This window comes from Pantoea sp. CTOTU46764 (assembly GCF_031974595.1).
GTDB lineage: Bacteria > Pseudomonadota > Gammaproteobacteria > Enterobacterales > Enterobacteriaceae > Pantoea > Pantoea trifolii.
The window spans coordinates 81,549-98,333 of record NZ_DALYOQ010000006.1 but is presented as its reverse complement, the minus strand read 5'-3'; the positions used below and the strand labels follow the sequence as shown (position 1 = coordinate 98,333).

Annotated in this window: 19 protein-coding genes; 7 read left to right on the top strand and 12 right to left on the bottom strand. The window is 53.1% G+C overall.

All coding sequences use genetic code 11. The features are described 5' to 3' along the window. Positions 1-17 precede the first annotated feature (17 nt). From RTM06_RS04215 to RTM06_RS04200, 4 genes are all read right to left on the bottom strand, one after another. Positions 18-563 (bottom strand): YfaZ family outer membrane protein, encoded by a 546-nt coding sequence (locus tag RTM06_RS04215; RefSeq protein WP_008109987.1) that lies wholly within the window; start codon positions 561-563, stop codon positions 18-20. 139 nt (positions 564-702) lie between these two features. Then, positions 703-1,245: a YfaZ family outer membrane protein gene (locus RTM06_RS04210; protein ID WP_312180143.1), complete on the bottom strand. Its 543-nt coding sequence runs from the start codon at positions 1,243-1,245 to the stop codon at positions 703-705. Positions 1,246-1,330: 85 nt separating this feature from the next. Further along, entirely contained in the window at positions 1,331-2,026 is a 696-nt protein-coding gene (locus RTM06_RS04205; RefSeq protein WP_256698168.1) for an LrgB family protein, read from the bottom strand. Then, positions 2,019-2,441, bottom strand: a complete 423-nt coding sequence (locus RTM06_RS04200; RefSeq protein ID WP_256698167.1) for a CidA/LrgA family protein — start codon at positions 2,439-2,441, stop codon at positions 2,019-2,021. The genes RTM06_RS04205 and RTM06_RS04200 overlap by 8 nt, the downstream gene beginning before the upstream one ends. 104 nt (positions 2,442-2,545) lie before the next feature. On the opposite strand from RTM06_RS04200, the gene RTM06_RS04195 reads away from it, so the two are divergent. Beyond that, a complete protein-coding gene (locus RTM06_RS04195; protein ID WP_265300680.1) occupies positions 2,546-3,448 on the top strand; it encodes a LysR family transcriptional regulator in 903 nt (300 codons plus the stop codon). Between the two features lie 65 nt (positions 3,449-3,513). Here the strand turns inward: RTM06_RS04195 and RTM06_RS04190 are convergent, their stop codons facing one another. The 4 genes from RTM06_RS04190 to soxR all read right to left on the bottom strand — a co-directional run bounded on the left by RTM06_RS04190 (position 3,514) and on the right by soxR (position 8,095). Further along, positions 3,514-5,163 carry a Na+/H+ antiporter gene (locus RTM06_RS04190; protein WP_256698164.1) on the bottom strand — a complete coding sequence of 550 codons (1,650 nt, stop codon included), beginning with the start codon at positions 5,161-5,163 and terminating at the stop codon, positions 3,514-3,516. A gap of 139 nt (positions 5,164-5,302) precedes the next feature. Beyond that, positions 5,303-6,652, bottom strand: coding sequence for an NCS2 family permease (locus tag RTM06_RS04185; protein WP_312180136.1), 1,350 nt, complete (start codon positions 6,650-6,652; stop codon positions 5,303-5,305). Between the two features lie 257 nt (positions 6,653-6,909). Continuing rightward, positions 6,910-7,575 carry a glutathione S-transferase family protein gene (locus RTM06_RS04180; RefSeq protein WP_293791886.1) on the bottom strand — a complete coding sequence of 222 codons (666 nt, stop codon included), beginning with the start codon at positions 7,573-7,575 and terminating at the stop codon, positions 6,910-6,912. Positions 7,576-7,618: 43 nt separating this feature from the next. Continuing rightward, positions 7,619-8,095 (bottom strand): redox-sensitive transcriptional activator SoxR, encoded by a 477-nt coding sequence (soxR, locus tag RTM06_RS04175; RefSeq protein ID WP_008109977.1) that lies wholly within the window; start codon positions 8,093-8,095, stop codon positions 7,619-7,621. A gap of 98 nt (positions 8,096-8,193) precedes the next feature. On the opposite strand from soxR, the gene soxS reads away from it, so the two are divergent. Both soxS and RTM06_RS04165 read left to right on the top strand, forming a co-directional pair. Beyond that, the gene (gene soxS, locus RTM06_RS04170; RefSeq protein WP_036649992.1) at positions 8,194-8,625 is read left to right on the top strand and encodes a superoxide response transcriptional regulator SoxS; all 432 of its coding nucleotides are present in this window, start codon (positions 8,194-8,196) and stop codon (positions 8,623-8,625) included. 254 nt (positions 8,626-8,879) lie between these two features. Beyond that, complete coding sequence (locus tag RTM06_RS04165; protein ID WP_008109973.1) at positions 8,880-9,161, top strand: YjcB family protein; 282 nt, start codon at positions 8,880-8,882, stop codon at positions 9,159-9,161. 56 nt (positions 9,162-9,217) lie between these two features. On the opposite strand, the gene RTM06_RS04160 is transcribed toward RTM06_RS04165, so the two are convergent. Together RTM06_RS04160 and RTM06_RS04155 are read right to left on the bottom strand one after the other, a co-directional pair. Further along, positions 9,218-10,168, bottom strand: a complete 951-nt coding sequence (locus RTM06_RS04160) for an ATP-grasp fold amidoligase family protein (RefSeq protein WP_008109972.1) — start codon at positions 10,166-10,168, stop codon at positions 9,218-9,220. Positions 10,169-10,176: 8 nt separating this feature from the next. Beyond that, positions 10,177-11,433 carry a polysaccharide biosynthesis C-terminal domain-containing protein gene (locus RTM06_RS04155; protein ID WP_008109971.1) on the bottom strand — a complete coding sequence of 419 codons (1,257 nt, stop codon included), beginning with the start codon at positions 11,431-11,433 and terminating at the stop codon, positions 10,177-10,179. A 526-nt stretch (positions 11,434-11,959) separates the two neighbouring features. Here RTM06_RS04155 and RTM06_RS04150 point away from each other — a divergent pair. Then, a complete protein-coding gene (locus RTM06_RS04150; RefSeq protein WP_008109970.1) occupies positions 11,960-12,355 on the top strand; it encodes an IS3 family transposase in 396 nt (131 codons plus the stop codon). A 931-nt stretch (positions 12,356-13,286) separates the two neighbouring features. On the opposite strand, the gene RTM06_RS04145 is transcribed toward RTM06_RS04150, so the two are convergent. Together RTM06_RS04145 and RTM06_RS04140 are read right to left on the bottom strand one after the other, a co-directional pair. Then, on the bottom strand, positions 13,287-14,240 hold the full coding sequence (locus RTM06_RS04145; protein WP_154194875.1) for a DMT family transporter: 954 nt from the start codon (positions 14,238-14,240) through the stop codon (positions 13,287-13,289). Positions 14,241-14,312: 72 nt separating this feature from the next. Next, positions 14,313-15,143 carry an AraC family transcriptional regulator gene (locus tag RTM06_RS04140; protein ID WP_312180131.1) on the bottom strand — a complete coding sequence of 277 codons (831 nt, stop codon included), beginning with the start codon at positions 15,141-15,143 and terminating at the stop codon, positions 14,313-14,315. Positions 15,144-15,266: 123 nt separating this feature from the next. Between RTM06_RS04140 and RTM06_RS04135 the strand changes: the two genes are divergently transcribed. From RTM06_RS04135 to RTM06_RS04125, 3 genes are all read left to right on the top strand, one after another. Continuing rightward, the gene (locus tag RTM06_RS04135) at positions 15,267-15,794 is read left to right on the top strand and encodes an isochorismatase family protein (protein WP_312180129.1); all 528 of its coding nucleotides are present in this window, start codon (positions 15,267-15,269) and stop codon (positions 15,792-15,794) included. A gap of 72 nt (positions 15,795-15,866) precedes the next feature. After that, positions 15,867-16,310 carry an antitoxin Xre-like helix-turn-helix domain-containing protein gene (locus tag RTM06_RS04130; protein ID WP_101763056.1) on the top strand — a complete coding sequence of 148 codons (444 nt, stop codon included), beginning with the start codon at positions 15,867-15,869 and terminating at the stop codon, positions 16,308-16,310. Next, a complete protein-coding gene (locus tag RTM06_RS04125) occupies positions 16,307-16,768 on the top strand; it encodes an RES family NAD+ phosphorylase (protein ID WP_256698156.1) in 462 nt (153 codons plus the stop codon). The genes RTM06_RS04130 and RTM06_RS04125 overlap by 4 nt, the downstream gene beginning before the upstream one ends. Positions 16,769-16,785: the final 17 nt, after the last annotated feature.

Sequence of the window (16,785 nt, the reverse complement as noted above, 5' to 3'; positions counted from 1 at the left end):
CATTTTAATTCAGACAATTAGAAACGCAGTGATGCGCCGACGTACGGGCCATCGACCAGTACGTTATCTTTGCGGCTGCCTTTATTGTTGAGCTCGATGTACTGATAACCCACACGGAGGTTCAGCAGAGAGATCGGCGTGAAGCTCAGGCCGCCCGAGGCTTCCTGGTAGCTATCAAGACGATCGGAGAAGGCTTCTGGCGCATAGTAATATTCGCCGTACAGACCCCACATGCTGTTGAAGCTGTATTGTGCTGCGCCACCGACTGCCACGGTGAAGCCATCACGACCATCTTCCGGATGGGTGAACAGCGCTTTCGCAGTAGGTGCAATGCGGAAATCGCCCACGTCGATGTTATAGCCGAGGCCCGCACCGTAGGTGCTGCCATCGTGATCGCTGCGCAGCCAGTTGCCTTTCAGGAACAGGCCCGGTGAAGTGGTGCCGAGGCCAAGGTTCAGGTTGGTGCTATGCTCACCCACGTCAACACTGCCCTCAATTGCCTGCGCGCCGCTGCTCAGCAGTGCCAGACCCAAAACGCTTCCAGTAACAAGTTGCTTTAACATGTGATTCCACTCCATGAAGGACAATTAATTCGGCGGCAAGGGTACCAGCCTGGCGACGAGAGACAACATTATTTGGAAAGCTTTACGTAAAAATGGATTACAGCGGGGGGAAGATGGCCCCGAGGGGCCATTTGTAAGACTAGAAACGCCAGGCTGCGCCAAGAAAAAGACCATCAACCGAACGATGAGTAGTATTACTGCTCAAGCCACTGCTCAAGTAGCGGTAACCGGAACTTAGCGTTAACCAGTGGGCTGGTTGGGAGTAAATTCCCGCCTCAAACTGATGCAGGTGCTCCAGGTTATAATTGCCGACATTTGGCGACATGCTGAAATCGAGGTAGAGCCAGGTATGATTAGCTTGCGGCAGCGGAGCCATCGCGCGGATACCTGCATTTGCCCCGAAGCTGGAGGATTTATCATGGTTCAACTCAGCCCAGAATAAGCCCACGCGAGGAACAATACGCAGTGCGCCCATAGCGACACCATACCCCAGATTCGCGTCCACTAATTCTGACTGATGTTTTGCATTCACATACTCAATCCCATATTGCAGGCCTGGCGCGGTTTTTTGGCTATTGATTGCGGCAGCAAAGAAATCACTACCACCCTTTACGCCGATTTCCTGAGCGTTTACCCCAGCGGAGGCCAACAGCAGCCCCATTGCAAAATACTGACTTTTCATTTTTTCGCTTCCTTATCGTTTAAGCGGGCAAACAATAAGCAAAGCGATGTGGTTGCAGTATGAGCAATGACTCAAAACAAAGGCATTATGACACCCATAATAAATGGTTCAGCAGCGGCGCCAGAATCACCGTCACGACGCCAGACAGCATCATCACCAGACTGGACACCACACCTTCCTGCTGGCCGAGTTGATAAGCGCGCGCGGTACCTGCACCATGTGATGCGGCGCCAAATCCCGCGCCTTTGGCGACGCCTTGCTTGATGGCAATACGCAGAAACAGTACATCGCCCACCGCCATACCGAACACGCCGGTGATCACCACAAACAGCGCCACCAGATCCGGCTGGCCGCCAATCGGCTGCGCGGCTGCCAGCGCAAACGGCGTGGTGATCGAGCGTACTGCCAGGCTGCGCTGGATGGTTTCCGGCAGCGTCAGCAAGCGCGCCAGCCACACCGAGCTGCATACCGCCACCAGCGTGGCCGTCAGCACGCCCACGCTGAGCGACAGCCAGTGGCGCTTGATGATGTCGAGGTTCTCATACACCGGCACGGCAAATGCCAGCGTGGCCGGACCGAGCAACCAAATCAGCCAGTGACTTTCGGCGATGTAATTTTTCCAGCTGACATGAGTGAGCAGCAGCAGCGCCACCAGCACCAGCGGCGTCAACACCAGCGGCATCAATAGCAGCGTGCGCCAGCGCCGATAGATAATCTTGTTGAGGTAATAGACCAGCAGCGTGAACGTCAGACACAGCAGGCTAATCAATAGATCATTCATGATGCACCTGCTTACGCGCGGCGCGCGCCAGTTCGAAGCGGTATAAACGATCGACCACCAGTGAAGTGGAAGCCAGCACCAGCAAGGTGCTGACGCCAATCACCACGCAAATGCGCCAGCCTTCGCTGCGCAGCAAATCGCTGTAATTCACCACCGCCACCACCGCCGGAATAAAGAACAGCAGCATTTCCGCCAGCAGCCAGTTAGCACCGGCTTTCACCCAGCGCAGCGGCACAATGCGCGTCATGATTAATACCAGCAGCAGCACCATGCCAACCACATTGGCCGGCAGCGGCAGATGCAGCCAGCTCACCAGCCTGTCGCTAAAAATAAACAACCCGACATACAGCACCAGCTGCAGCGGAACAAACGTACGTTGCAAGAGATCCGTTCTGCGCGGACTTAATGCCATCATTGCCTTGCACCCTGAGGAAGAATTGAGGTGTCCAGTATAAATCCGCCGCAAACTGTGAAAGAAATGAATTAAAATCATTCAAACTATGCCAAAAAGGAATGTTTATGGACGTGCGCGCCCTGCGCTATTTCACTGAAGTGGTGCGTCAGCAAAGCTTCACCCGCGCCGCTGAGAAGCTGTTCGTGACGCAGCCGACTATCAGCAAAATGCTGCGCCAGCTGGAAGAGGAGCTCGGCTGCACCTTGCTGCTGCGTGAAGGTCGCAAACTGCATCTTACTGATAGCGGCCAGGCGGTTTACCAGCGCGGATTGGTGATTCTGCAGGAATTCCACCAGCTCGAAGCGCAGTTGGGCGACATTAACCAGTTGAAAACCGGCGAGCTGCGGCTGGGTATTCCGCCGATGGTCGGCATGCAGATGGCCGGATCGATCTCCGCCTTTCGCCGCCGTTATCCGGGCGTACAGCTGAAAATATCCGAGTTCGGTGGATTGACGGCGCAGCAAGCGGTACTGAGTGGCGCGCTGGATATCGCCCTCACCGCGCTGCCGATTGAGCCAGAACTGCCGCTCAATACGCTGGAGCTGATGCACCATCCGCTGTGCGTGCTGCTGCCGCGCAGTGAACAATGGCGCGATCACCACACAGTCGGTTTGGCGGAGTTAGCCGAACATCCGCTGCTGATCCTCAATGAAGAGTTCGCGCTGAATCGCCAGATCCGCAAAGCGTTTCAACGCCAGAACCTGACGCCGACTATTGCGCTGCGCAGCGCGCAGTGGGATTTTCTCGCCGCGATGGTGCAGGCGGGCATGGGATTGGCGATTCTGCCGGAGCCCATTTGTCAGCGGTTGGATAAACAATCGCTGCTGTGGCTGCCGCTGGAATCGGAGTTGCAGTGGAGTTTAGGGTTGATTTGGCGGGAAGGTAGTTATCTGTCGCGCAGCGCCGAGGCGTGGATTGAGTGTTGCCGTGAGCACTGGCCGGATAGTGCGCCGCGGCTGTCGGTGTGAAAACTGCCGCAGCGCATTAATGTCGATAGGTCGCCATGAATGGCGACCCTACGTTTGGCTTGCTGCTATTCCTCTTTCTCTATCAGCAGCGCTTCCAGCAGATCGAGATCGTGCAGCAGTTTCTGCATCGTCTCGTTGGAGATCTCCTGCGTGGCGCGCAGATGATAAACCTCGGCACGCTCGGCACGCAGCGCATTGAGGCGGAAACGACGTTCGAGGTTTTCGGCAAATTGCGCCTGTTCGATATCGTTTTTGCCCTCCGCGCGGCGACGCAGATTACCAATCACGCGCAAACTGACCTCTTTCAGCAGTTCCGGATCGATGTTCTCTTCGGTGTCGGTTTCGAGACGCTGCTCCATTTTATGCAGGCTCTCAATCGCCACGCCCGCCATCGCAGCACGTGCGAACTGAATCTCACGACGATGGCCAACCTTGTCGATGCTCTCAACGTCACGCAGCAGAATCGGCAAGATCACCACACCCACCAGCAGCGACACCAGGATTACGCCGGTGGCGATGAACACCAATTCATAGCGCGCTGGGAACGGATCGCCGTTGCTGAGGAACAGCGGAATCGACAGCACACCGGCCAGCGTGATGGCGCCGCGTACCCCGGCAAAAGAGGCAATCAGCAGTTCACGCAGCGAGTAGTTGGTAAACTCCAGCGGCTTCTTTTTCAGCAGACGCATACTGGTGCGCTTCATGATCCACAACCAACCGAAACGCACTACCATCAGCGCGGCGTAGACCAACAGAACGTCGGTAAACAGCATCCACAGTTCGACGTTGGGATCGGCTTGCGCTTGCGCAATCGAGGTGGAAAGGATGTCGGGCAGTTGCAGGCCGAGCATCAGGAACACCATGCCGTTGAACACAAACTCCAGCATCTGCCACACGCTGTTCGCACGCAGACGCATCGCCAGCGGTGCCTGGCGGATAATGCCGGAACGCGTGATGGTCATACCGGCGGCGACGGCGGCGAGGATGCCCGACACGCCAAGGTGTTCCGCAATCAGGTATGAGGCGAACGGTAACAGCAGCAGCAGCACGGTTTGGGTTGCCGGGTCATCACCGCTCCAGCGGCTTAGCAGACGCAGTGAGCGGCCATACAGCCAGCATATCGCCACACCGGCAACCAAACCGCCGACCGCCACTTTGAGAAACTCGACGCTGGCGCCGCCCCACGTAAACACCATGGTGCCCATCGCCACCGCGACGGCAAACTTCAGCGATACCAGACCCGATGCGTCGTTCATCAGGGCTTCGCCCTGCACAATCGACATGATTTTTTTCGGGATGCGCCCTTCACCGACAATGCCGGACAGCGCCACGGCATCGGTTGGCGACAGCACCGCCGCCAGCGCAAAGGCGGGAATCAGCGGAATGCCTGGCACCAGCCAGTAAATCAGGTAGCCAATCCCGACCACGGTGATCAGCACCAGAACCAGCGCCAGCCCCATGATTTCGCGACCGTGATGCAGGAACTCATTAATCGGCGTTTTCCAGCCATCCGCGAATAGCAGCGGCGGAATGAACAGCACGAGGAACAGCTCCGGATCAAAATCGACATGCAGGCCGAAGACGGGAAACGCGAGCAGTGCACCGGCGGCAATTTGCACCAGCGGCAGGGGAATTTGAAACGGCAGAATACGTGCCGCCACGCTGGAGAGTGAAACCACCAGCGTCATGATGAGAATAGTAAAGAAGATTTCCATGCTTTCCTTAGGCGAATCAATTTCATTAAAGCGATGTTGTTGCGTGGGAAAGTGTAAAACAAAACGCCGCACAGCGGGGCAACCCGATGTGCGGCGTGGAGCAGAAAGCGAATAATCCTGGAATTATTCAACTTTGAGGTCAGATGGCCCAGCCACCGGCATAGAACGCCACCAGCGCAACAGCAATCACCACCGTACCAACGTTCAGCTTGCGCCACTCGCCGGCAAACAGGCGGCCAATCACCAGTGAAGCGAAGCCGAGCATGATGCCGGTGACGATGTTGCAGGTCAGCACGATGAACACTGCAGTCAGCAAACCGGACATCGCATCAACGAAGTCGTTGAAGTCGATTTTTGCTACGTTGCTCAGCATCAGCAGGCCAACGTACATCAATGCCGGAGCTGTCGCGTAAGCAGGCACCAGATAGGCCAGCGGCGACATAAACAGAATCACCAGGAACAGCAAACCCACCACAATCGCCGTCAGACCGGTTTTACCGCCCGCCGCCGTTCCTGCCGCCGATTCGATGTAGACCGCAGCCGGTGAAGCGCCGACCAAACCGGCGAACAAGCTGCTGACAGAGTCCGTTGTCAGCGCACGGCCACCGTTGATGATCTGCCCCTCTTTATCCAGCAGATTCGCCTGCCCCGCTACCGCGCGAATGGTGCCGGTGGCATCAAATACGGCGGTCATCACCAGCGCCAGCACGCTTGGCAGCACCACAGGTTGCAGCGCGCCCATGATATCAAGGCTAAACATCGCCGATTGCCCGTTGGCATCCTTCAGGCTCGGCATGGCGAACAGGCCTTGGTAGGTCACCGCCGGATCGAAAATCAGGCCAAGAATCGAGATGGTGATGATGGTCAGCAGAATGCCGCCCGGCACGCGGCGTTTTTCCAGACCGAAAATCGCTGCCAGGCCGACCAGCGACATGATCACCGGGAACGACGCGAACTGACCCAGCGCCACCGGCAAGCCTGCAGCCGGGTTTTTCACCACCAAACCAATGCCGTCAGCGGCGATCAGCAGCAGGAACAAGCCGATACCGACACCGGTTCCGTGCGCCACGCCCATCGGCAAATTACGCAGAATCCACGCACGGATGCCGGTGACCGAAATCAGCGTGAACAGTAAGCCCATCAGGAACACTGCGCCAAGCGCCACCGGCACGCTGATATGCTGGCCGAGCACCAGGCTGAAGGCGGTGAAGGCGGTCAGCGAGATGGCGCAACCAATCGCCATTGGCAGGTTGGCCCACAAGCCCATGACAATCGAACCAAAGCTAGCGACTAAGCAGGTGGCAACGAACACCGCCGTTGGCGAGAAGCCCGCTTTGCCCAGCATGCCGGGCACCACGATGACGGAATACACCATCGCCAGAAACGTTGTCAGACCCGCCAAGACTTCCTGACGCACGCTGCTGCCGCGTGCAGAGATATTGAACCAGGCGTCCAGTTTTCCACTGGCCGGGCGCGATTCGCCAGACATAATTCTTCCTCAATATTTTTGTGATGTGAGTCGCCGCGCGGCGCACGTTTGCTGTTCCCTGATGGCGGATTTTCATGATGAAAATCCAGGCAAACGTTTACGTCGCCGCGTATTCCAGCCGTAAAAGGGGACGCGGAAAAAAGGCAAACGATTATCTGGCGTTTGCCATGGGGTTTTCAACTCCTAATCGCGGACATGACAGGATAAATTCAGGCTTTCGCCCCGTAGGGTCGCCATTCATGGCGACCTGGCTGAACTTAGCGGCTCAACTCAATCTCACCACCCTGCTGGATCGCACGTTGCCAGGCAGCGCGCTGCTGCATGGTTTCCAGCCAGCGGGCGGTGGCGGGCATATCGCGCAGTGAACCACGCAATTGCAGCGCCAGCAGCGGGAAGCTCATCTGCACATCGGCGATACTAAAACGTGAACCGGCAAAAAATGGATGCTGCGTAAGATGCTCTTCAATCACGCTGCCGTGCAAAGCCAGCTGCTTATTCAGCCAGGCTTTCTGAATCCCTTTGCTCAGCGCGATACCCGCCGGACGCAGCAGCCACGGGACCGGCTTTTTGCCAAACTGCGCAAACACCAGCTTCATTACCAGCAGCGGCATCAGCGATCCTTCCGCGTAATGCAGCCAGTAACGCGCCTGAATCTGTTCATCTTCATGACTCAACGCCAGCTGATGCTCGCTGTCGTATTTGAGTTGCAGGTATTCGAGAATCGCGCCCGACTCGGCAATCACGCGATTGCCGTCGGTAATCACCGGTGATTTCCCTAGCGGATGCACTTTCTTTAAGGAATCGGGGGCCAGCAGAGTGTTTTCACGTTGATAGCGTTTGATTTGGTAAGGCACCGCGAGCTCTTCCAGTAGCCATAACACGCGATGCGAGCGGGAGTTTTCCAGATGGTGAACGGTGATCATACGGTTTCCTTGCCGGTAAAAGTGTTCCGCCAAGTATAGTCGATCAGCGTTTTTGCTCGTCTTGTTCCGGATCGAGTAGCACCGCACCCGAACCTTGCTCGCCCAGGCGGTCACCCGGATTGCGTAGCGGGCAATCGCGCATCGATAAACAGCCGCAGCCAATGCAGCCATCGAGATCGTTACGCAGGCGCGTCAGGGTTTCGATGCGTTTATCCAGCTCCTCACGCCAGTGTTGCGTCAGCGCATCCCACTCCTGCGTCGACATGCGCTTATTGGCCGGCACATGTGTCAGGCTGTCGCTCACCGTCGCCAGCGGAATGCCGATGCGTTGCGCAATTTTGATTATGGCCACGCGACGCAGCACGTCACGGCTGTAGCGGCGTTGATTGCCGCCGTTGCGCGAGCTGAAAATCAATCCTTTGGTCTCATAAAAGTGCAGCGCCGACACCGCCACGCCGCTGCGCTTCGCCACTTCACCCGGCGTTAAAACCGGCTTCGGATAATTGCGTTCTTTTTTCATTTAGGGCCTTTACCTCAAGTTAACTTGAGGAATTATACTCGCACCCCAGCAAAACTTCGAATTTCTCACCAGGCAAAAAACATCAGAAGGATGAGGCTATGATGCAACAGGAAATCATTCATTCGCTGTCCAACTGGATCGATCAGAATCTGGATAAAGCGCTGTCTATTGATGAAGTCGCGGCAAAATCAGGTTACTCAAAATGGCACCTGCAGCGTATGTTCCGTGCCGTCACGAAACAAACGCTGGGTGGCTATATTCGCGAACGTCGTCTGACGCTGGCCGCTGAAGCGCTGCGCCAAACTCAGCGTCCGGTGTTCGATATCGCGATGCAATACGGTTATGACTCGCAGCAGACTTTCTCGCGCGTGTTCCGCCGTCAGTTCTCACAAACGCCTACCGCTTATCGTCACACCATGCGTCGCCAGGCGATGATTCAGCGTCCACGCTTGCTCAGTTTTGACTGTGCAGACAACAACATGACCAGTTTTGCCCAGCGTACAACCGGCGAGTGCTGCCCGGTTAGCTAACCTTTTCTGCGCGCCCCTTGCGGGCGCACCTCGCTTTTCCTGCCTGCTTTAGCCTCCAGTTCGATAAAAATCTTTCTACCTGACCCGGTATAAATTTTGTTCAAAATTTAAAATCGAGTGATATAATGTGAGCCAAGTCACACTTTCCTGTATTCAGTAAGACGGCCTGAAGGACTTCCCTGACCTTCCTTCTTCGCCGCCAGTGATGTCGATTGAATGTCGGGGATATCACTGATTCTAAGAGGTTTTTGCAGATGGCCACCTTAACCACCAGTTTGATTGTTATGCGCTGGGAACTCCTGAGTGCGGTAATGATGTTCTTCGCCAGCACCATGAAAATTCGACTGCGTCAGAACAGTCATCACGTGATGGCGCTGCTGTGCGGTGGTATTGGCGTGGGCATGTCTTGCTGGTTTGTCACCGGCCTGCTCGGTATCACGCTGAGCATGGAGAATCTGCATAACTTCATGGAAATCTCCAAAAACGCCTTTATTGAAGTGATGAGCCAGACGCCAACCGATTGGCCAATGCCTTAATCGCCGCCAATAAAAAACCCCGCCGAAGCGGGGTTTTTTATTTTGCTGTGTGATACTTAAATTTTCTTCAATACGGCAGGAATGGTTACTTCCGTCACCGTGATGCCCGGTATCTTCGTACCGCGACGATCCTGAATCCACATATCACCCATCATCTGATTGAGCCCGCGATCCAGACCGGTCACCAAACCCGCGCCTGGCGTAAAGGTCAACTCGCCGAAGTAGATCTGTTCTTTATCGATGTACCAATCCACGCGCACATAATCGAAATCACTCGCCAGCTTTTTACTCAACGCCAACGCGTGCTGCAACGAGGCCATTTGTGGCGTCACGTCCAGACCGGTATCACGAATTTTGTGATACGCCTCATTGAGGTTGTTGACGTAAAAGTTCATCGACAACAGCGGATTGCAGCGGTTGTAGATTACCTGCAACACATACTCAAAGCTGCCGTCGCGCTTGTTGAACATGTGGAACTTGTAGTCAATCGGCGCCGATTTACCATCGCCAATGTACTGCTCCACCAGAATGCGCGGCTTGATGTAGCGATAGTGAATCTCGCGCGCTTCGTTGGCAAAATCGGTCTTCAGCCAGCGATGGCAGTCGCTAATAATCTGCTGCTTCTTCAGCGCATCCGGCTCTTCCAGCAAAATCTCTACCATGTTAGAGGCGTGATTCGGCTTGATAACGGTATTTTTCCAGCTCGGCAGCGTGTGCAAAGAGCTGGGATCGCTGGTCTCGTACACCAGCGGGATCAGGTATTCGCTGCCCACTTTCTCGGCGATATATTCGCGCACCGAATATTTGTCCGACAGACGACCATACATCTGATAATCGCCATGGATGAATTTGCGGTACAGCACCTTCTCGTTAAACACTTTCGGCTCACGCAAATTGGGCAGTTTGCGGAACTTATGAAAATAGTAGATACGATCCTGGTATGCCCAGGGCATCTTCTTGATGAAGTACTGCACGCTTCTTCTGAGTTCATCTTTCAACTTGAGCATATCTGACCTCATTTGTAGGTTTTGTAGTTGAGTGAGGAAACCTGGATTTTTTGGATGACGCCGTTTTTGAAGAAGTAATTCATTACGGTAAGAGACAGCAATTCTGAGATGAAAACGCTCCATGCGGCACCCATGATGCCGTAGCCCTGGATCAGCCACCACGACAGCGGCAAGCTGATCACCATCAGGCAAACAATTTTCTTCAACAGATAATTAAACCCGCCTTCTTTGACCATGTAGCGATACGCTACGGTCCCCATCGCCGAAAAGCAGGTCGCTAACGACAACAACGTAATGAGACTTCCTGACTGTGTGTACTCGTGACCATATAAAGCGATGATGATTTTTTCGCCGTACATTGCGATCACCGCTAACAACAACAATGAAACACCCATGACATAACCATTAAGCCGTGCTGTCAGCTTGATGGCGGCTTCTCCACGCTCGCGGAAGATTTCCGAAAAGCAGGAAGTGATGATGGCGACCGGGATAAAAATCCAGGAGGCCGAAATGGTATTGGCGGCGGCAAACAGCCCGAGATCGCGCGCCGAGGCGATGCCCGCCAGGAACATCTGTGCCGCTTTCACCTGCACCGAGATAAAGATGCTGGAGATGGCCAGCGGTAATCCGGCATACAGCAAATAGCGCAGATAGGTGTTGCGCTTATCCTGCGGCGGCGCCACGTCCTGATTTTCGCGGTAAAAGTTAAAACGCTTAATCACATACGGCACCAGCGTGACGGCGACAATCGATACGGTCAGCCACAGCGGATTGAGGTGCAGCCAGGCAATGGCAAAACTTAAGCTGAAGCCCAGCAGCAAACCGACAGAGTTGGCGATGGTGTTCAGTCGCGACGCTAAGCGCGCATTGTTGTAGACACTGAAGGTGTCCTGCGTCACGAAAACCGAAGAGATAAACGAGGCCAGTGCAAAGGCGAGGAAGTTTTCCTGCATGTTGTACCAGACCCAAATCAAGACGGGCAGCGATGTGAGCAACAGCAAAACCATGCGCATGTTGCGCGCTACGGTCATCAGGCGCAGCCCTTTCGGCGCACTCTTACTGATACGTTTAAACAGAATGGTTTCCGTACCGAAAATCGCCACGGTCTGCACCATGGAAAACAGCGAGGTCGAAAACGCCATTTGGCCAAAGATGGTTGGACCAAAGGATTTTGCCACGTAGGAGGTCACAAATATGACGCCGAACACGGAGACGATCTTTTCAGACATCATCCAGGCGGCATTAGACATTACGCTCAATTTCATTGACTGATCCTTAGTATTACGAACTACAACAACTTTCGGTACAACGTCCTTGAAATGAATTAACAAGCGCTCAGTGGGCCTGACTTAATTTATTAACTTCAAACCAAACTGGTCCGAAAAATGAGACTCGCGTCAGCAATTAGGAATTATATTCAGGAAAATTCCGATTATATCCGGTGCGAAACTCGGTGGATGTAAACGATTTCAGCTTAAATTCTAAGCAAAGGTTTACTGGCACACCCTGACATTTCTGCAAGTGGTTTATGCCGATTTTCCAATGAATGTAGTATTTTTCTGCATTTGGGATGGAGAGAATTTATATCAAAAACCTAAAGCCAGGAAGGCGTTCAATGCCATTCAGAATAAAATAAGATTTATCCCATGATGATATTTCTTCTAAATATCTTAATTTAACCCTCGCAATTCAAATCGCGCACTTTAATACTGAATTAATAGTGTTTTTGCAGTGCCAGATATTAATACAGTAATTCTCATCCACTAATTGATAAGAAAGGTAATAGCATTTATGAGAAAGTCACGATATAGCGAAGAGCAAATCACAAATGCCATTAAAGCTTCTGAAACGGGAGTGAAAGTCAGGGAGATTTGTGAGGAGCTTGGCATTTCCGAGGCCACTTTCTATAGCTGGAAGAAGAAGTTTTCTGGGCTCTCTTCCGAGGAAGGCCGCAAAATCAAGGAGTTGGAAGATCAGCTTCTTAACCTCACGCGTGAACTGCAATCTCTGAGTTCCGATAAAGAGATGCTGCAAAGCGTATTGAAAAACTTCTTTACCACGAATGAAAAGCGTCAGGCGGTTAACTTTCTGCAAACGACATTCGACATAGGTACCCGTCGTAGCTGTCGTTTACTGGATATTAGCCGTAGCGTTTATCATTATCCTGCAGGTACAGATAATCGCTAACACCATTAAGGCCGATGTTATTTGACTTAATGCTGAGATTTGTTCTTACCAGAAGATATGAAGATCATTTAATACGGCGTTCACAACATAACAATTCGCTCCAATTTTTCCTGATGAATACCATCGCGGAATTGCTTCCTTTTTTGCGGTAAAATAGATTCACATCAGCAAAAGTCTCTCTATTCAAGCCATTCAAACGAAGTCCAATCTCATTTCGGTGAGATTGGCGCTTCAATTATTACTTTACCAACATTAATCATCAGCCCTGAATGCAGACAATTCTGTTAAGCATTAATGAACAACGGTGTGTAACCGTTCACACATAACCTCTGCTATTAACTGGACCTACTCCTGAATTCATTCATCATTCGGTTGACGCGCGTAGACCAACATTCCTTATCAAGCCGCCAGGAATAACCCTGATAAGAAAGGTTATCGAGCCTAAACAATAACAGCCAAAAAGTGGGGGATAAGTTAAATTACTGCACCCTATTCATCGTTACGCTTAATGGTTTTTTGCCAAAGATTAATGGAATCTTTCTTAACATCGCCCTATTCCCTTAAGCAAAAAGTGGCTTTCGAGTGCCAATCTTCAGTGCCAAACGGCAATAAACGGTAGGTTAGATGCATGTTTTTCCGCCTTAACGCGCCGGTTTTTTCCGCTTTAGGGCCTGCTATAGCCAGGAAGAACTAAGATTAATGAAGGTTTAGTGCGCCTTCATACGGCCAAACACTGTCGCGCGGGACGCAGCGACATGTCTGTTTATGACAAATCAGGGCTGAAAAAGCGGCTGAAATAAGCCGAAAAGTTATATCGACGGCCTGGTCAGCGTCAGAAAGCGGGATTAGAGGTGTGAAAGAGGTTGGTCAAATTCTTAAAATACAGCGGAGTACGCTGCCGAAATGTTTTTCAGCAGCGCTCATTGATGACTTATACCGCTGTAATATGCGGCTGAGGTTTAATGCGCATTGCGTAGATTACGCCAACAATCAAACAGCCAATGCCGACCGCAGTTAACAGCGGCGGCCAGCTTTGTCGCCACAGGAATGTCCACAGCAATCCGGCTAAGGTTTCGAACACAATCAGCGGCCCCATGATCACCGTCGGCACGCGTTGGCTGGCAGCATTCCAGCAAAGTGTGCCCAGCCATGAGCAGATCAGCCCGATACCTAACATTAATAATAGAAAGCGTTGCGGCTGCGGCCCGAAGGGCAGCGCAAACTCAGGTTGTTGCCAGTGGAGCTGTACGCAGACCAATAGATAGAACACCAACGCCTGCGGCAGCGTCACCAAACCTTGTGCCGTCGCCCAGCTGGATGGCTTATGCTGGGGATGCGCGCGCAACCATAAACCATTACGCAGCGGATACCATGTCCAGCATGCCACCGCCAGAACCGCTAACCCTAAACCGGTGAGATAGCGCGACCAGTCAAAATCGGGACCTTGCGTCTGAAGTTCGGCGGCATTCACGCAAGCCAGGCCTGCGGCAATAATCAGCAAAGCCGGCGTCAGTTTACGCCACGGCAAACGTCCTTCAAGATGGCCATAACAGAGATTGGCCGTCACAGTAATCACCACCGGTAAGGTGCCGATAATCATGGTCGAAATGGGCGCGCCGGTGCGTTGAATCGCGCTGGCGAGAAACGCGTAATAGAGCAGATTGCCAATCAGCGACAGCTTCAGTGCTTCAATCCAATCTTTGCGCGCCAGCTGACGCAAACGACGGCGATCCAGCCAGGCCAGCGGCAACACCACCAATCCAAAGGCGACGTAGCGTCCGGCCGATTGCAAAGTGCCCGGATAATCCGGTATCAGCAGCGGACCCACAAAGATCAATCCCCACATCAATCCCGCTGCCAGCGCAAACAGTATTCCAGCAAACATAAACTCTTCCTTTATAGGCATTCCGCTGCAGTGTGACGCAGGCGGAGGCGAAAGGCTTGTAGCAGATTGCGGTTAGCGTGAAGGGAACACTTGTTTTTGATAGCGGCCCGGCGTGATGCCGTAGCGATGCGCGAAGGCGCGGGTGAGATGTGCCTGATCGGTAAGGCCGACCGATGCCGCAACGGTTGCCGCACTGTCGCCGCGTGCCAGCTGCTGTTTTGCGGCGAACAGACGAAAAGCCATCAGCATTTGATGCGGCGTGACGTGGAAGTGCTGTTTGAAACTGCGCAGGAAATGCCACGGCGACAGTGATGCCAGCGCAGCAAGTTCTTCAAGCCGCACCGGTTCGGCGAGGTTTTCACGCAAATAGTCTCTTACCGCATCAAAGCGATGTGCACCTTCGGCAGGTCGTTGCTGTCCCTGACGCGCCAGCGGACGCATTAACTCCAGCAGTTCAAGCAAATTGCTTTCGCGCTCCAGTGTGGTTTCCGCCTGCCACATCTGCGCCAGCAGTTGCGAAAACGGCTGCGCCAGTCGCGCATCGATGCGCAGTGCATCGGTGAACCACCAATCACGATCGCCAGTCAGACGATCCATTTCCCGCGGATCGATATAGATCATGCGATAGTGCCAGCCTTCGTCGCAGGCAGATTCACCGGTGTGCAGCTCATCGGGATTCATCGTCACTAACGAATGCTGCGGCGCGGTGTAATTGGCGCCGCGATAGCGAAAACGCTGGGCGCCGGACTCAATCGTACCGATGCCAAAGGCTTCATGGGTATGCGGTTCAAAAGCGTAGCGGGAGATGTGCGCCTGATACAGCTCGATGCCCGGCAGCTCAGCGAAATGCTGAAACTGCGCACGATCTTGCTCACATGGAAAGACTTCAGGAACCACCTTCACGACACACCTCCGAAATAAAAGCGCTTATAAGCATGCGCGGCAGTGGCGAGAAATGCAAAGGTGAATTGCTTTACCTCTGCGCGTCGGCAATCCACACTGAGGCTTCAAACTTAGGAGAGTGAAATGGCGAATCGAGTCGTAGTTGTGGTGGATATGCAAAATGGCGTATTGGCAACGCCACGTTTTGATCGTGCCGGACGCTGTGAGCGAATCAATCAGTTAACCGCTGCGGCCGATCAGGTGATCTTCATCCAGCACGTTGGGCCAGGTTTAGAAGTTGATTCAGTTGGTTGGGCGATTGTGCCCGAGCTGCAGCAGCCAGCCAACGCCATCTTCATTAATAAGACCGCTTGCGATAGCTTCTGGCAAACCGATCTCGCCGCTCAACTCGACCAACTCAACATTAAAAGCTTCGTCATTTGCGGCTGCGCGACCGATTACTGTGTCGATACCACCATCAAAGTCGGCGCCAGCCTCGGCTATCACATCACCGTCGCCGCCGATGCGCATACCACCGCCGACCGCACGTATGTTTCCGCGCAGCAGCAGATCAATCAGCACAACGAAGTGTGGGCCGATTTGATTATGCCGGACAATCCGGTGCGGGTGCGTGAGACGGAAGCGTTATTGCGGGAATGGCGACCGCATTAAAGGTTCTGCTATTGAAAACTTCTGACAAGTGTCAATAATAGAGTATGACATTTGTCAGACCTGGAGAATCTTATGAGAGCCTACATTCCTGATGGCAAATCACATGACAATGCACTTTGGCGCTTTGCTGGCTTACCCCCACGCGGATTGGAGCTAACTCGCATGCTTGAGGCGGGCTTGCCGGTCGCGGTGATTGATGACATTCGTCATTGGTCGGCAATGAGTAGAGCCGAAATTATGAAGGTCACTGGCATCAATGAGCGAAATATTGCCCGCCGTAAAAGCGCAGGTAAAAGCTTGTCACCCGATGAGAGCGAACGCATAGCCCGCTTCGTCCGAGTGATGGATGCAGCCGTTCAATTGTTTGGTGGTAATAAAGAAGATGCTACGCAATGGTTAAGCCGGCCGGTCAAAGGATTAGGCAACATTGCACCTATTACCTTGCTAGCCACTGAAAGCGGCGCACTGGATGTGCTCGATTTGATTGGCCGTTTGGAGCATGGTGTCTTCTCGTGATTTTCTATCGGCTAACCAAAACGCTATACGCTTCTGAAGCCTGGACCGGCAACGGTGCGAAACAGTATGGTGGCCGCTGGAATCACAAAGGCCACCCAACCATTTATGTCGCGACCTCGGTTTCACTTGCCGCGCTTGAAGTGCTGGTGCACGTTTCGAACGAGTCGATTTTGGATGAGTACACTTTATTCAGCATCGAGATTCCTGACGATGAAGTCTCCTACATTTCAGAAGACTTTTTGCCTGCTGACTGGCGCCAGGATCCGGCTCCAGTTTCAACTATGGATTTGGGCACAGGTTGGCTGCAATCGAGAGAAGGTGCAGCACTGATCATTCCTTCAAGCATTATTCCGATGGAAAATAATGCGATATTGAACCCGGAGCATCCGGTATTTGAGAGTTATCTGTCGAGCGTAAATAAGTTACCGTTTGCATTCGATAAACGATTGATAAAATAAAAAAACATCCTCTTTTG